The following is a 16,786-nucleotide window of genomic DNA, read 5'->3' as shown; positions in this document are numbered from 1 at the left end:
ATGAACCAGGATGTTGCAATTGAAGTACAGCATATATCTAAATCTTTTAAGATTAGTTATGATAAAAGTAAAACATTAAAGGATAAAATCATATTTGCAAAGAAAGATAAATATGAAATTCATCAGGTATTGGATGATGTGAGTTTTACAATAGAAAAGGGTGAAGCAGTAGGTCTTATAGGTCATAATGGATGTGGAAAGAGCACGACTTTGAAATTATTGACCCGTATTATTTATCCTGATTCAGGAGAAATTAGTATTGATGGAAGAGTATCCAGTTTATTAGAGCTGGGAGCAGGATTTCATCCGGATATGACCGGAAGAGAAAATATATATACAAATGCTTCTATTTTTGGATTAACAAAAAAAGAGATTGATGAACGATTAGATGAGATCATAGAGTTTTCAGAATTGGAAGAATTTATTGATAATCCTGTCCGGACATATTCTTCCGGAATGTATATGCGGCTTGCATTTTCGGTTGCAATTAATGTAAATGCAGATATTTTGTTAATAGATGAAATACTTGCGGTTGGAGATTCTAATTTTCAGTTGAAATGTGCGAATAAAATGCAGGAACTGAAAAAAGAAGGGATTACGATAGTAATTGTTTCGCATTCCATGGGACAGATTGAGGAATTATGTGACAGATGTATATGGCTGGATAAAGGAAAGATTGTTTCAGATGGAACCCCACAGTATGTTCATAAATTATATATGGAATTTATGGGGCAGGCCAGAGCAGAACGATCTGAAAAAGAACGCCAGTTGATGGAAGAAGCTAAAAATCTGGATTTATCGATAACAAAGGTGGAATGTAAGAATAATGCCGGGGAGCCGAGAGTTGCATTTAGTATTGATGATGATATAAATATAACATTATATTATAAAATAAAATCCCCACGGAAGGTGGCTGTTCAATTTACTGTTTTCAGATCAGATTATATGATGTGTTATGAGAGAAGAACAGATGCTGAAAAGGGAACAGTACTTCTTGAAGGAGAAGGGAAAATACAGTTAAAGTTAAGAAAAGTACAGCTTTTATTAGGACATTATATGATTGATTTTTCATTCTATACGGAAGAGGGACATCTTATTAATTCATTTGAACGTATTTGTCAGTTTGACGTATATGCTGATGTAGAAGAACGGGGAATGTTCCGGATGGAACACCAGTGGAAGTTTTAGCCGGATGATCATTACAGATCAGACAATAAAAATAAGGGACAGATAGGATTATTTATATGAAGAGACAGGGTATTTTTTTATTATATGATGAACAGGGATGTGTAGATGAATATATAGTTTATATGCTGCAGAGTATGAACCAGTATTTTGATAAGATTACAGTGGTCTGCAATGGGATACTTTCATCAGAAGGACGGAAAAAATTAGAATCCATTGACAGGATCCAGGTGTTTGTCCGCGAAAATAAAGGATTTGATGTTTGGGCATATAAGGAAGCCATGGAACACATCGGATGGGAAGAGATAAAAGATATTGATGAATTGATCATGTTTAATTATACATTGATGGGGCCGGTGTATGAACAGGATCTGGACAGAATGTTTAAAACTATGGATGCGAAGAATGTAGATTTTTGGGGCCTTACTTTATATCATGGTGTTCCATTTGATCCATGGGGGATACTTCCTGATCATAAGCTCCCTGATCATTTACAGTCGCATTTTATTGCGGTTCGTAAACATATGCTTGCAAGTGTAGAATTTGAAACATATTGGAAGACCAGACCTATGATAACCTGTTATGAAGAGGCAGTAGCTTTTCATGAGGCAATATTTACACAACATTTTTCAAATTGCGGATTTAAGTGGAAAGCATATTGTAACCCTGAGGAAAATGTGATAGCTAATCCGTATCCTCTTTTTATGGCACCGATTCAGATGGTGATGGATTATCATTGCCCATTTTTCAAAAGAAAATTATTCTTTTATCCAATGAAAGAAAAAATAGTAGATTCCAGTAGTTATATTTCCCGAGTATTTTATCAATTTATTAAGCAGGAAACACCATATGATGAAACATTGATTTTAAAGAACCTTATCCGTACTGCTCCAATGCAGGATATTGTTGACGGATTAGGATTAAATGTAATTCCTGATTCAGAATGTGAAAGAATCGCAGAAAAGATAGCTGTTGTTATTGATGAAGATTTTTATCTGCAGCATCAACCGGATATAGATGATTTAGAAACACATGCAGATCTATATTATTGGGGAAGTGAGGAAAGCTTTCATCAGAAAAAAAATTGGGAGGAAATGCATCTTCTTGAATGTACGACAGGTAATTTTGCAGAAGTATATTATGCTGTTGGAGCATTTGCTAAGGAGTATGAATATATCTGTTTTCTGGTAAATGAAGATCGAAGTTATATTGCTGAAAATCTGGACAATGGACATACAGGCTGGATCATTGAAAACAGTATTTTAGGCAAAGGCGTATCGTTAGGGAATATAGTGTCTTGTTTAAATGATAATTCAGGAATTGGTTTGGTTTATCCTCCGAATTCAAGTCAAAGTTTATATTATTCAAGACAGTATAAAGAACGTGAATTAATTTCCTGCGAGATCCAACAGATATTAGAGGACAGTGATATACATTTGAATATAGCAAAAGTCAGGGGAAGTATAGGACAATATACAGGATGTTTCTGGTGTAGAAGTCAGGTTCTGCAAAATCTGACAGAGAATGTCGATGTCAGAAAGTGGTTATTGGCACAGACAGATCCATGTTTTGTTTTTACTTCTGTTCTGAGCCTGTGTGCACAGTCAATGGGATACTATACAGCAAGATCGTATAATAAACAGTTGGCGGGTATACAGATTGATAGTAATGATGTGATGAATGATGAAATTAATGCGGCTGTACAGAATACTTCTATGAGTTTCCCTCAGATGTGTAAGAAACTGGAGTGCTTACAGAACGAACTTACTTGTATTGCAGCATATGATTATGGTCAGGGATTTGCTTCAGTTTATCAGAAGAAAGTAGCAGTAGAGTATTTGGATAATGGAAAAGGGCAAATATGCATACCGGTACCTCGAAAAGTAAAGAATATCAAGCTTATTTTTAATGAAGATATATATGTAATATTCGATGGATTAAGATGTGAAATTGATGGTATAAGTATTATAGATAATTTTATGTATAAGGATGATAAATATTCAATATTACATGGTTCGGATTCAGCAATATACTTGAACGGAACATTGAATGAGGTAGCTTCAATAAAAATATGTTTTGATGAAATATCCTATGGTTATTTGGGACATGGTATGGATTCTATTATTGGTAATATTCAGTATAAAGAGAGACAACTTGCAGATATGCGATTATCGTTGCAGGATTACCAGAATGATCTTATAAATAAAAAAGCTGTTATTGCACTTCAGGAGCAGCGTCTTAAAGAGGTCAGAGAAGAAAATAAAAAGCTAAAGGAAGAACAGAAACAATTATATGAAATAAATGGCTATTTAACAAATGAAAGAAATGCATTAGTAGAATATCGTAATGATATCGAGAACTCTAAAACAAGAAGAATGCTTCAGAAAATTGATAAAGTGAGAGGAAAATAATGAAGATAAACAATGAGCAGGTAAAAAGATTAGGAATATATTTTTTCTATGAAAAAGAAGGAATAGTAGATTCTTATGTAAAATATTTTTTTAAGGACTATGTGAAACAGGTCACAGATATGATCGTTGTCTGTAATGGACAGCTCAATGAAGAAGGGCATAAGTTTTTTGAACAGTATACGAAATCTGTTATTGTCCGTGAGAATAAGGGCCTGGATGTTTGGGCATATAAGACAGCGATGGAATCGTTAGGATGGGAAAAATTAGTTCAGTATGATGAGATCTGTTTTGTCAATTGTACGATCATGGGTCCGGTTTATACATTGAAAGAGACTTTTGAAGCTATGTCAAAAGAGAATTTGGATTTCTGGGGAATGACCAAACATTATAAGAATGAATATGATCCATTTCATAATAATCGATATGGATATTTACCGGAGCATATCCAGTCTCATTTTATGGTATTCAGACAGTCTCTTGTAAAATCTGAAGATTTTCAGAGCTTCTGGGATGAAATGCCAATGATTAAAGGATACGAGGATTCAATTGGTAATTTCGAATCCATTTTCACAAAGCATTTTGCAGATCTTGGTTATAAATGGGATGTTTATGTTAAAACAGATGACATTTCAAATAAAACAGATTATCCATTAATGAATTATGCGAAGGAATTAATTCGTGATAAAAGATGTCCTATTTTTAAACGAAGAATGTTTTTTCAGCCATATGAGTACGAAATTTTCAACACTCTGGGACAACCCGGAAAAGAATTATATGATTATTTGAAATCAACAGGTTTATATGATGTAAATCTGATATGGGATAATATTTTAAGAACCTGTCATCAGGCAGATTTTGTAAAAAATCTTCATTTAAACTATATTCTTTCTTCATCTTCTTATGATCAGAATAAAATGGATGAGATTTTAAAGAAGAGAAAGCTTGCATTAGTCATGCACTTATATTTCCCGGACCTTGTGGAAGACTCTTTCCAGTGGGCGTCCAATGTTCCAAAGGAAACAGATGTATATATTACAACGGACACGGTGGAAAAGAAAGAAGCAATACTGAAAGTATTTAAAAATCTTCCATGTAATCATTTGGAGGTCCGTGTAATTGTAAACAGAGGAAGAGATGTCAGTAGTATATTGGTCGGCGTGAAAGACGTTATTCAGAATTATGATTATGCGTGTTTTGTACATGATAAGAAGACTGCTCAGGCGAAACCAGGCTCTGTAGGTGATTCTTTTGGCTACAAATGTTGGAATAATACATTATATAATAAAGAGTTTGTATGCAATGTATTGCAGACTTTTGAGGATAATGAGCGTTTGGGAATTTTATCTCCACCAGAACCAAATCATGGTCTGTTTTATCAGACATTAGGAAATGAATGGGGATGCAATTTTGAAAAGTCAAGAGAAGTAGCTGATAAGCTTGGCATTACAATCCCAATGTCAGAGGATAAGGAAGCACTTGCACCTTATGGTACTTTTTTCTGGTTCAGACCAACGGCATTAAAGGTTTTATTTGATCATGACTGGCAGTATGAAGAGTTTCCGGAGGAACCTAATAATTTTGATGGAACCATATTACATGCGATTGAACGGCTATATCCAATCTGTGTTCAACAGGCAGGATATTATCCTGGATTGTTAATGTCTGATCAGTATGCAGCCATAGAGGTAACAAACCTGAGATATTATGTCCGGGAATTAAATCGTGTTATGATTGACAAGGGATATATGGAATACGGATTGTTTAACATGGTTCTTCAGCGTTTGAAGCAGGGAGCAAAACAGGTTATTGCATTGGATGGACCAAGTTGCATGAAATTTGATTCGAAAATGCGAAAGATATTACCAAAATGGTTATATAAATTTTTAATTAAGATAAAACGAGCAATTTTTGGACCTCACGGATTAAAGGATCCGGATTAAGGGAGTAATACGGAAATGGGAAAAGAGAGATTATTTTATTTGGATTTTGTGAGGGCTCTGGCAGCTATCTCAATTGTAATTACACATTATAATGCTATATTTTTATATGCCAATCCGCAGATAAATAATTGTTATGTGATACATGCGTTTATTTTTAATATATATATTGGTGGATTTGGAGTATCGTTGTTTTTAATTATTTCAGGTGCAGCATTAATGTATGTTTATGGTCAGGCATGTAATCTGAAAAAATTTTATTTGAAACGATTTAAAACATTGTACCCAATGTTTTGGATTGCATATATTATTGCATTCCTTGTTATATATGTATGGAAAGGGGCATGGAAATATACAACTATTCCAAAGGGAAAATTACTTCTTTCTGTAATCGGAATGGATGGTTATCTTGCAGATGTTATGCCAACATTTTATCTGGTTGGAGAATGGTTTTTGGGATTTATAGTCATATTTTATTTTGTTTTCCCATTACTCAGGTGGATGATCAATAAATGTCCGGTGGTTTTGGCCGTAATTTCGTTAGCAGTATATGTTATATTACTAAAATGGTATCCGATTCAATTTGCATCTTCTAAAAACCTGCTTGTGCGATTACCGGAGTTATTATTTGGGATGTATTTTATAAAATATATAAAGAAAGTAAAATTGCCTGTGGCAATTGTCGGCTTAGGAGTATTATTATTTAATCAGTTTTTTAAACCGGATCTGCCAACTGATTTGCAGACTACATATGTAGGAATCGCTGCATTTCTTGTATTAGTGTATATTTCACAATGGGTAAGAAGCCAGAGAATACAGGAGATATGTCAGTGGGTTAGCAAATATTCATATGCGATTTTCTTAGTACATCATATTGTAATTTATTATGTTATGATGACATTTAATTTATATGCAATTACACATGTTGAAAGTTATTTGATTTTCCTTGGATTCTGTGTCGTAATTGCAATTTTATCCAAGATACTGTTTGATGTAGATCATTACATCAATAAAGGCGTTGGTAAGTTAATTAGCAGAAAACAAAAACAATAGTAGAAGGAAAATAAAAATGAAAAAGATATTGATAACAGGTGGTGCGGGATTTATTGGCTCACACCTTGCAAATGAGTTGATAAAGAGAGGATATACAGTCAGAGTTCTTGATAACTTATCAGAACAGGTACATGGAAAAAATGCGAAGATACCAGCTGAATTAGATGAAAGAGTTGAATTCATCCTCGGGGATGTAAGAAATACAGAGGATTGGAGAAAAGCATTATCAGGAATGGATGTTGTTGTTCATCTGGCAGCTGAAACGGGTACTGGGCAGTCTATGTATGAAGTATATCATTATACTGATACGAATATAGGTGGAACTGCCAAGTTAATTGATATATTAACAAATGAAAAGCATTCAATTAAAAAAGTGTTGGTTGCATCTTCCAGAGCCATTTATGGAGAGGGAGCTTATAATTGCCTAAAACATGGAATTGTATATCCGGAATTTAGAACAGAGGAAGATCTGGAAGCAAAAGATTTTGGAATGAAGTGCCCGATATGTGGAGAAAGCGTTTCTGTTGTGGCTACAAAAGAAGATGCTCTTTTACATCCTGTAAGTGTATATGGTATTACAAAGCAGGTTCAGGAAGAATTGGTTCTTACATTGTGTAAAAATCTGGGTATACCGGCGTTGGCATATCGTTTTCAGAATGTATATGGTCCGGGACAATCTTTATCAAATCCATATACGGGTATTTTATCTATCTTTTCAACAAGAATTCGACAGGGAAAGGATATCAATATTTTTGAAGATGGTCAGGAATCACGGGATTTTGTCTATATTGATGATATAGTTGCAGCCCTTATCGCGGGAATTGAATCGGATCGCTACATGCACGAAAGTTTCAATGTAGGAACAGGCAAGATGGTAACAGTTGAAACGGTTGTAAATGAATTAATGCGGTGTTATAAAAAGACCGTTCCGGTACATATATCAGGCATGTTTCGTGTCGGCGATATCCGTAATAATTATGCAGATATGACAAAAACAGAAAAACTTTTAGGGTTTAGAACTAAAGTTGATTTTTCTGAAGGAATTGAGAAATTTGCTGATTGGGTATGCGGACAGGATATGAATCTGGATGGATATGAGTGGTCTCTTAATGAATTAAAGGAAAGAGGATTACTAAAATAGTTTTCAAATTTATAAGTTTTTAAACTTCTTAAACCTTATTAATTGGGAACTGAAGAGTGTAACAATACATAAGCGGATTCATCATAAGATGGATCCGTTTATTGTATAATAAAGATATGTAAATATTTATATTACCGGGCATCAAAACCACATGGGTTTGGGTAAAAGTTTGGTTTTTGTGTCTGAAAGGTTTGCTATACAAAAACAGGAATAAAGAATATAATCTATAAGCGTCAGGGTTATGGGGGTATGTATGAAACAAATGAATAACGAGATAATTTATCCACGATCGGAAGAAGAAGTGTTGCTGATTTTAGCGACAGCAAAAAAAGAAGGCCATCTGCTAGAGATTATTTTTGATGAGTTTGTGAAGAAACCATTTTCCATGCCGGTACTTTGGGGGTGCCGGGCATATTTCTACGGGCTGAAAAAAGAAGAGCTGTCAGCACATCCGGTTCTGTTTACTCATCTTGCATTGCTATCTGCTATGGATGGGGACTTGAGTCAGGCAAAATCATATGTACAGTTTATGGGGAAGACACCGCGGCTGGTGAAAATGGATACATATGATATGATGGACATTTGTCGTATCAAAACAGAACTTGTCATGCCATATATAAGTGATGCAATGTTTTTTCGGATCGTAAGTTTTCTAATTGAAGAAGAACTGGTGCCCGTGATGGGTCTTACGCTTTCAGCATGCAGACCAAGTATACTGAATGGTTTTCGCGACTTTACAAGATATGGCAAATATCTGAAAAAAAGTAAGGACGGGATAACAGAAGCCGTATGCCGATTATATGGTGGAAGTGTTGGACAGAAAGTGTATGAGATCATGCTGGCAGAGTGGTATTATCAGAACAATAATTGTTTTGAGGCACTGATTCTTGTGACCGGAACGATTCCGTTGATCGAGCAGGAGAAGGATATGCGTTGTCTGTTTGTGGCACTTGCACTTCAGATGAAGATCCTTTTGGTAAATGGACAGACAAAAGCTGCACGTCCTTTGGTGGAAAAGATTCGGAAACGGATACAGATTACGGGATGGGATGAATTAACTTCAAGTCTGAATGCGATCGAATGTCTTGGTGCCTGTTATGATGGGCGACTACAGGATGTAGAGCGTTGGTTAGATGATATAGCACCGGATGAGAATAAGGGCATCTTCATGATGGATATGTATGCATGGATGGTTAAGGTGCGATGTTATATACAGACAGGCAAATATATGGCTGCCTATGTATTGACACACCAGCTTATTGCATTGTTGATTCCGGGCAGACGTTATATGGATTTGTGTGAATGCTATATGTTGTCAGCTATCATATATTATAAGATGAAGAATATGGAAGGCATGTGTGAGGAGCTTTCCAAGGCCATTGCGCTTGCAAAAAGGTGTGGTTATATCAGACTGCTTGCGGACACAGGCAATTGTATGGTACAAATGCTGGCAATTTATCAGAAAGAATATGAAGAAGATTCCTTCATAAGTGAGATTAAGGAACTTGCATATTCGGTCGGTACTTATTTCCCTGATTATTTAAAATCTCCATATGAATATTATGAACCTCTGACTCAGATGGAAGAAAAAGTCTTTCGTTTGATGGCACAGGGCTTAAGTAATGATGATATTGCACGACAACTGGGCAAAAAGACGGGAACTGTGAAGTCCCATAGCTGTAATATCTTTCGTAAGCTGCAGGTTCCGACGCGTCAGGAGGCAGTCGAACGCGGTCGGGAGATTGGTCTGTTATAAAACAGACGCTTTAATATATAAGAGCATTTGGCTCTTTTATATAGAAAAATAAAAAGGAGGAAATAAGATTGAAACAGAAAATTAAATTTGTGAAGCGTTTCATGTCAGTGGTAGTGGCTGCAACTATGGTGTTTGCAATGGTTACAGGCATTGGTGACTTTTTTCCGAATATAAAATCGGAAGCGGCAGCACGCCAGACGCTGTATATCTGTGATATTAAATCTGGGGGATTTAGTGCCAATTATGCAGGATATACAAGACTGTCTATTGATAGAAATGCGGGAAATGTAAACAGGGGATGTGGAAAAGGATCCAATGATTATATCTGGGTAAAGACGACCACAGATCCGGCACAGGCATATACAAGAATATGGTCTGTATGGCAGAATAATTCAGGTACATCAAGCAGTCTTGACGGATATAGCGTTGAGAGAAAGACGGGTGACCTGAATGATGGTGTAGGTTCAAAGTCCGGTTATATCTACGTCTATGCAACAAAGGACAGAAATGCAGGAGATCCAATCTCATCACTTGGTATCTGGAATACCGATGATAGAAAACTGCAGTATGCCGGAGGAAACTCAGGAAGCGGTCTTACAAGTGAAAATCAGCAGGAGGTTGACAGCAACTGGAACAAGATTGATGGAGATCTCAATAAAAATGCCGGAGGTGCATATATTTATCTTTATTGTAAGAGAGCACCTTATGTGATTCCAAATGATATAAGGCTTAATTTTGATGGTGAATATCATAGAGGATATGTAGAGTCAAAGACATCCGGCGTATCGATCTCATATGATAATACCGGTATGTATCAGGTAGGAAGTAATACTACAAAATATGCGGTGTCAAAATCCGGTATGGAGACAGCATATGGTACATTTACAAATACGATCGCTGATCCATATGGCTATGACAAATACACGAAGCTGGAGGATGGACTCTGGCTTGGAGTAAAGAGCACAGCGGAAACAGCAACAAAAGATGACTATTCTTATTCGGAGACAGATGGACTTACGATCAAATCTGATAAGGAGATGATCCTGTTCGGAACAAAATCCGGTAAGGTTATGAAGGGTCAGATCAAGGCAGCAGGGGATATTGATGTGAATCTTGCGATCCGTAGTCTGACGATCACACGGAATACTCAGGGGGCAGCGATCACAGTAAATCCGGCAGAGGGTAAGACCGTGACGATCACTGCTTACGGAACAAACAATCTGACATCATCGGGAGCTTATGCAGCAATCCAGAAGAATGGAAGCGGTAAGCTGGTACTGACTTCTACGACAAAAGGTACTATAAATGCAACTGCCGGTAACAATGCGACATATGGAGCAGCCGGTATCGGTGGTGGTACAGACAAAACCTTAAAGGTTGTTTCAAATATTGAGATAAATGGAAATGTAATTATAAAAGCAAGGGGATCACAGCCATCAAATGAAAGCTATGCAGCATATGGAGCAGCCGGTATCGGTTCTCAGTACAATATGCCGGTTGATGGCATCCGGATTTCAGAAAATGCAGACGTAACAGCAATTGGTGCAAACGGAGCAGCCGGTATCGGTTCCGGTGCAAATGCTGATGCTGCCAATATCGAGATTGCAGGCGGAATCGTAAATGCAACAGCGGGAAGTGGAACGATCGGTTCTAAAAATATTGGCGGAGCCGGTATTGGTTCCGGTGCTTACATAAATGATGAAGCAAAGCTTGCTTCCGGTATTACCATTTCAGGAGGAACTGTAATAGCGACCGGTGGAGACGGCGGAGCCGGTATCGGTTCCGGATCTGATGTAGAAGCAACAGAGATTAAGGTAACAGGCGGTGTTGTAAAAAAAGCAACAGGCGGCACAGATGCAGCCGGTGTTGGCTCGGGAGCAAATGCAAAGGTATCGGATATTACAATATCAGGTGGGACTGTAACAGCAGTTGGTGGAGCAAATGGAGCCGGTATCGGTTCCGGTCTGGCAGGTGCAGCCTCCGATATTTACATTTCAGGAAATGTAGCTGTAACGGTAACAGCAGGAACAGACGGAGCCGGTATCGGTTCCGGTAAGAATGCATCCGTTGATAATATCAATATTTATTTAGGGTATGCAGGAAATCTGAGTGTCGATGGTACAGAAAACGGAGCCGGTATTGGTTCCGGAGCAACAGATACTGTATCAGAGGCAACAAATATCAATATTTCAAATACAGGTTTTATTAGTATCAGAGCAAGAGGAAATGGAGCAGGAATCGGAGCCGGTCTGAATTCAGAGACAAGTGATATTAATATTACCGGCGAGGTCGGTGAGACAAAAGGAAAGCTTATAGTTATTGCTGCAAATGGTCCGGCAATCGGTGCTTATGCGGGAGATGTTAAGAACGTAAATGTCTTAACAGATGCAACAGTCAACCTCAGTGCTGTAAATGGTATTGCTGTAGGAGCACTGAATGGCTCATCTGCTTCTGATATTACAATTATCGGTGATAATATTTGTGGAGAAAAGGCAGAGGATGTTCCTGTTCTGGGAACTGTTTCTAACTCTGTTCTGTTCGTAGGAAAGACATATGAGATTTATGGAACAGCAACCATTCGCAAGAGTACACATATTAAAGCAGGAACAACATTAGAATTACCGTCATCATCCAAGCTGATCATTCCGAAGGGCGTTGAACTTGTAGTTGATCCACAGCATGATGATGTACTTCCGGGTGCGCTTGTCTGGGCAGCTGACAGTGATGCACAGTTGATCATCAATGGTACTTTAACAGTTAAGGGAACAATGGCGATGGATTCCGAATATGGTATCATTGTATTGAATGGTTCTCTTAATCTGGAAGAAAATGCCAATATTTACGGTAAGTTCTTTATGAATGGTAAATATACCGGAAATGGTGTTATCACAAAGGGAAAGAATCAGACTCCGGAAGAAGGGGAGATTGCAGTATACCTTGAACTGGATATTGATGATGGTGTAACCTACAATGCGAAGGGAAATCTTGCAGAGAACCAGTTGATCATTGATGAGTCCAGCCTGGAGGATACTACTACCGGTACATATGCAATTAATAACATTGTTGCACATGACGGATTCCAGATCACAGATATCCTGTTGGATGGCAAGTCCATTATAAATGACAGCAGTTATGTTACAAAGAATCAGGAAACAGGAGAGTACAATGTAGTATTATCGGTATCTGAATATCGTGGTGAGACGATAAAATTTGCAGTTAAAGCAAAATCAACCGTAGAATCGATCAGCATCGAACGTTTCCCAAATAAGACAGCATTTGCCAAAGGGGCAGAGTTTGATCTGAATGGTCTGAAGGTAGTAAAGACATATAAGAATAAGAAGACTGCACCGGTTGATATTGATAAAGAGCTGAAGGTTACAGGCTATGATATGAATAGCGTTTCTGCACAGACGGTAACACTTCAGTATATTGCAGATGACAGATACAGTGATGATATTACAGCATCTTATGAAATAACTGTATTTGATTTTGCAGGCTTGAATAAGGAAAAGACCACACTTACTGCGGGCGGCGAATCATTTGTTGCTACAGATGTAGATAATGCGGAGCATGTTGTTAAGTTTGCATTAGATAAGAATGTCGGTGATATCTCAGCACTGAAGGATAAGATCCGTCTTCAGGTACAGGGATTTACCAATTCAGTTGGTCAGATTGATTTTGTATCAAGTGAAGTAGTCGGACAGAATGCGGTTGAGGCAACATATGTAGCAGATATATATGTAGATAAAGCGAAAACAGTAGTGATCCAGTATACAATAGTGATCACACAGCCAACCTTATACTATGATCTTGCAGAGGCAGCAGTAGTAGTAAATGGCGAATATACCTATGATGGAACACAGCAGACACCGGATAAGGAAAATATCGAAGTTACAATCGATGGCGCAGTTGTTCCGGACGATCAGTATACGGTAGAGTATGGTGAGAATGTGAATGCCGGTACCGGTAGACTTACGATCAAGGGTGATGGTATTCATACTACAAACAGTAAGGAAGAAACATTTACAATTGCAAAAGCGAAGCTTAAGAATATAGATGCACTTGTAAGATCAAATGAATTTACAGTTCAGAATGATGTGAAGCATGAGCTTCAGATAGAATTTGGCGAGATCGAAGGCCTTGCAGCAGATGAATATACTGTATCTTATAAGAAGATATCCGATCAGTCAAATATCGTGGCAAATGTATCAAACGGAGTTATCACGACTGCTTATGATACATCCTATTCAAAGGCAGGAACAGCAGAAATCGCTGTTAATGTAACAATTAAGGATAGTGCAGTAAACTACTATGCAGATTCTGAATTATCACATTCGATAAATGTTACATTAACAAAGTATGTAAAGGGAACCAGTATTACGATCACATCCGATTCTGATGATTTTGCGTGGGATGCATCAGCCGGTGAATATAAGGTGACGCTTTATAAGGGTGAGAAGATCTGGATTGATGCCAAACTTAACGATGGATCAACAGATGTTATTGACTATAAGGTCGCAGAAGGCGGCGAAGAGATAGCTGCTTGTGATGGAATTACCATTTCTGCGTTAGGCAAGGGATCGACCATTATCACTGCAAGTACAGGTAAGGGTGCTACAACAAAGAGGATTGCGGTAACGGTTCTTCCGACTACCAGACTTGAATTAACCGGTACGGAGACTTATGAGAAGGTATTTGGCGATAGCGCATTTACACTGGATGTGGCTTTAAAGGATACAGCGCTTGAATCCAAGCTCTCTGCATTACGGTATGTTTCGGCTGATCCGGAGGTTGCTGCTGTAGATGAGACCGGTAAAGTTACTATAACGGGATGCGGTGAGACTACAATTACAGTAACATCCTATACAGAAGAAAGAGCATATACATCTGATGAATATGTGGTAATAATCAAGGTTAAGGCACCACATACGCAACATATCAAAGATAATGGAACACGAGTTGAGCCAACCTGTGAGAAAAATGGTTCTATCACATATAGATGTACCGAGTGTAATGAGATTGTGGATACAGAAGAACTGAAGGCAACCGGACATAAATGGGATGAAGGACAGGTTACGACACAGCCGACTACAAAGACAGAGGGTGTAAAGACATATACCTGCAGCGTCTGCAAAAAGACAAAGACAGAGTCGATTGCAAAACTTGAGGAGCCGACACCGGTAGAACCGGCACCGACGAATCCAACACCGGTGACCCCAACGACACCGGAAAAACCGACAGTAAAACCGGTCAAAAATGGTGATGTGATTACAGATGACAGTAAAGCTGCAAAGGTTCAGGTTATAAGCACATCCAAGAAAACAGTTGCATATAAAGCACCTGTAAATAAAAAGGCTAAGACTGTCAGCATTCCGGCAACCGTGAAGATCAGAGGTACGAAATACAAAGTAACACAGATCGCAGAGGGTGCTTTCAAGAATAATAAGAAGGTAACAAAGGTTACAATCGGAAGCAATGTTAGTAAGATTTCCAAGAATGCTTTCAGCGGAGCTGCAAAACTTAAAACTATCACAATTGGCAAGAATGTAACGGAGATCGGAGCATATGCATTTAAGGGCTGTAAGGTTCTTACCGGTATTACGCTTCCGGCGAAGACAACGAAGATTGGTGATCAGGCATTTAGCGGATGTAAGAAGCTGAAGACAATTACGATCAAATCTTCAAAGATTACATCAAAGAAGCTTTCCAAGAATGCATTTAAGGGCATCACAAAGGTTACTACGATTAAAGTACCAAAGAAGAAGGTTTCTTCTTATCAGAAGTTGTTTAAGAGTAAAGGCTTATCTTCCAAGGTTAAGGTAACAAAGTAACAAAATAACAGTAAAAGCAAAGGACGCCGTTTGTGGTAAAAATATCACAGACGGCGTTTTTTGAAAAAATTTTAAAAATTATAAAACCTTTTTCAACTTCGCCCTGTCTTACTTATTAGAAGGCAGGAAAATAAAATATTTCTCTTGCAGCTGTAAATATTTGTTGTAATATAAAAACATCAAAAAAATGAAAAGGAGAAGAAGAATGATGAAAAACAAGAGCTTATGGAAAGGGTTAATTGTAATGCTGGCAGCAGCATTCGTAATGTTAGTGATGCCAGTGCAGAAGGCATCTGCAGCAGGAACAACAGAGGGATCAAATCTGACGTGGGACAGTGCGTATAGCGGAGTGATCACATACAGAGGGGAATATTACAGTTATAATTTTTCGTTGAAACAGTCTGGTCGGGTAACGCTTGCATTTAATGTGGATTCTGTAAGTGAATGTGCATGGACAAAGATTGAGGAGATGAATTTCCTGGATGAGAGTGGATCGGTAGTAGGTTCTACCAGAGTTTCAGAAGGCAAGACGAACGTATGGATTGATTTGTTAGCTGGAAATTATACTTTGGAGATAGTAGGACATTGGGGAACAGGAACAGGAGCATCGTTCTCATTTGTGCCATCATTCAAGTCAGCAGGAGAAACAAAGTCAGAACATTCTATGGCAAAGAATAATGAGCTTGGAATGGCAACTCCTTATAAGATTGGGAATAAAATCAAGGCTCAATTGGCTTGCGGCGATAAGGTTGATATCTATAAAGTGAAAGTATCAAAGAATTCATATCTGAATCTGACATTATCCAGCAAGATAAAGCAGATGGATATTACTATAAAAAATACTGCGGGAGATGTAACTATTGGAGAGTATAATATTACAGCCGGTACTCATAAATATAAATATTTCCTGCCAAAAGGAACATATTATATTACTTTTGAGAGAACGAGTGGGACAGGTATTTATTCCTTTAAGACTTCTTCAAAAGTAATGCCAACTGTTAAGATTAAAAAAGTAAAGGATACTGGAAAAAGAATTACAGCTACATTTAAAAGAAATTCAGATATGCAGGGTTACCAGATCCAGGTTGCAAGAGATAAGAAGTTTAAAAAAGGAAAGAAATCATTTTCTTATGGTAATAGTGGGGATGTAAGCGCATATGGATTAAAAAAAGGAACTTATTATGTTCGTATACGTGCTTATAAAACACGGAATGTAAGAGTAAATCATAATTATGAAACACGTTATTATTACTCTGGCTGGAGTACAGTTAAGAAGGTTTATGTGAAATAATACAACCCTACATAAATAAGTACAAAAACTGACATACGGATCATCATATTTTCGGAAGAAAAGATGCCTGATCCGTATGTCAGTTTTTTGGCCTTTATTTTCTTTGTAGGTTTGTCAAACATATGTTACACAGATGCCAGATAATCCTTTAGTACCTGATTTGGAGATTTCCATCCTAATG

8 protein-coding genes are annotated in these 16,786 nt (G+C 37.6%); all 8 read left to right on the top strand.

The genetic code is table 11. From position 1 onward, the window contains the following. The 8 genes from GT641_RS08975 to GT641_RS08940 all read left to right on the top strand — a co-directional run bounded on the left by GT641_RS08975 (position 1) and on the right by GT641_RS08940 (position 16,605). Complete coding sequence (locus tag GT641_RS08975) at positions 1-1,188, top strand: ABC transporter ATP-binding protein (protein WP_008402447.1); 1,188 nt, start codon at positions 1-3, stop codon at positions 1,186-1,188. Between the two features lie 56 nt (positions 1,189-1,244). After that, on the top strand, positions 1,245-3,596 hold the full coding sequence (locus GT641_RS08970) for a rhamnan synthesis F family protein (protein ID WP_161117344.1): 2,352 nt from the start codon (positions 1,245-1,247) through the stop codon (positions 3,594-3,596). Next, complete coding sequence (locus tag GT641_RS08965; RefSeq protein ID WP_161117343.1) at positions 3,596-5,536, top strand: rhamnan synthesis F family protein; 1,941 nt, start codon at positions 3,596-3,598, stop codon at positions 5,534-5,536. The genes GT641_RS08970 and GT641_RS08965 overlap by 1 nt, the downstream gene beginning before the upstream one ends. A 15-nt stretch (positions 5,537-5,551) precedes the next feature. Further along, the gene (locus GT641_RS08960; protein WP_008402451.1) at positions 5,552-6,586 is read left to right on the top strand and encodes an acyltransferase; all 1,035 of its coding nucleotides are present in this window, start codon (positions 5,552-5,554) and stop codon (positions 6,584-6,586) included. Positions 6,587-6,602: 16 nt separating this feature from the next. Beyond that, the gene (locus GT641_RS08955) at positions 6,603-7,727 is read left to right on the top strand and encodes an SDR family NAD(P)-dependent oxidoreductase (protein WP_161117342.1); all 1,125 of its coding nucleotides are present in this window, start codon (positions 6,603-6,605) and stop codon (positions 7,725-7,727) included. A gap of 253 nt (positions 7,728-7,980) precedes the next feature. After that, the gene (locus GT641_RS08950; protein WP_161117341.1) at positions 7,981-9,483 is read left to right on the top strand and encodes a LuxR C-terminal-related transcriptional regulator; all 1,503 of its coding nucleotides are present in this window, start codon (positions 7,981-7,983) and stop codon (positions 9,481-9,483) included. 68 nt (positions 9,484-9,551) lie between these two features. Continuing rightward, the gene (locus tag GT641_RS08945; RefSeq protein ID WP_161117340.1) at positions 9,552-15,314 is read left to right on the top strand and encodes a leucine-rich repeat protein; all 5,763 of its coding nucleotides are present in this window, start codon (positions 9,552-9,554) and stop codon (positions 15,312-15,314) included. Between the two features lie 205 nt (positions 15,315-15,519). Beyond that, entirely contained in the window at positions 15,520-16,605 is a 1,086-nt protein-coding gene (locus GT641_RS08940; RefSeq protein WP_161117339.1) for a hypothetical protein, read from the top strand. The last annotated feature ends 181 nt before the right edge of the window (positions 16,606-16,786 follow it).

The sequence above is a fragment of the Clostridium sp. BIOML-A1 genome, assembly GCF_009874105.1.
In the GTDB taxonomy this organism is placed as follows: domain Bacteria; phylum Bacillota; class Clostridia; order Lachnospirales; family Lachnospiraceae; genus Coprococcus.
The sequence above is the reverse complement of the archived record's forward strand: the minus strand, read 5'-3'. Positions and strand labels throughout refer to the sequence as shown.

What these genes read in the sequence shown, in the direction of transcription:
- GT641_RS08975 (WP_008402447.1), top strand. Translation starts at nt 1, where the DNA reads ATGAACCAGGATGTTGCAATTGAAGTACAGCATATATCTAAATCTTTT.
- GT641_RS08970 (WP_161117344.1), top strand. Translation starts at nt 1,245, where the DNA reads ATGAAGAGACAGGGTATTTTTTTATTATATGATGAACAGGGATGTGTA.
- GT641_RS08965 (WP_161117343.1), top strand. Translation starts at nt 3,596, where the DNA reads ATGAAGATAAACAATGAGCAGGTAAAAAGATTAGGAATATATTTTTTC.
- GT641_RS08960 (WP_008402451.1), top strand. Translation starts at nt 5,552, where the DNA reads ATGGGAAAAGAGAGATTATTTTATTTGGATTTTGTGAGGGCTCTGGCA.
- GT641_RS08955 (WP_161117342.1), top strand. Translation starts at nt 6,603, where the DNA reads ATGAAAAAGATATTGATAACAGGTGGTGCGGGATTTATTGGCTCACAC.
- GT641_RS08950 (WP_161117341.1), top strand. Translation starts at nt 7,981, where the DNA reads ATGAAACAAATGAATAACGAGATAATTTATCCACGATCGGAAGAAGAA.
- GT641_RS08940 (WP_161117339.1), top strand. Translation starts at nt 15,520, where the DNA reads ATGATGAAAAACAAGAGCTTATGGAAAGGGTTAATTGTAATGCTGGCA.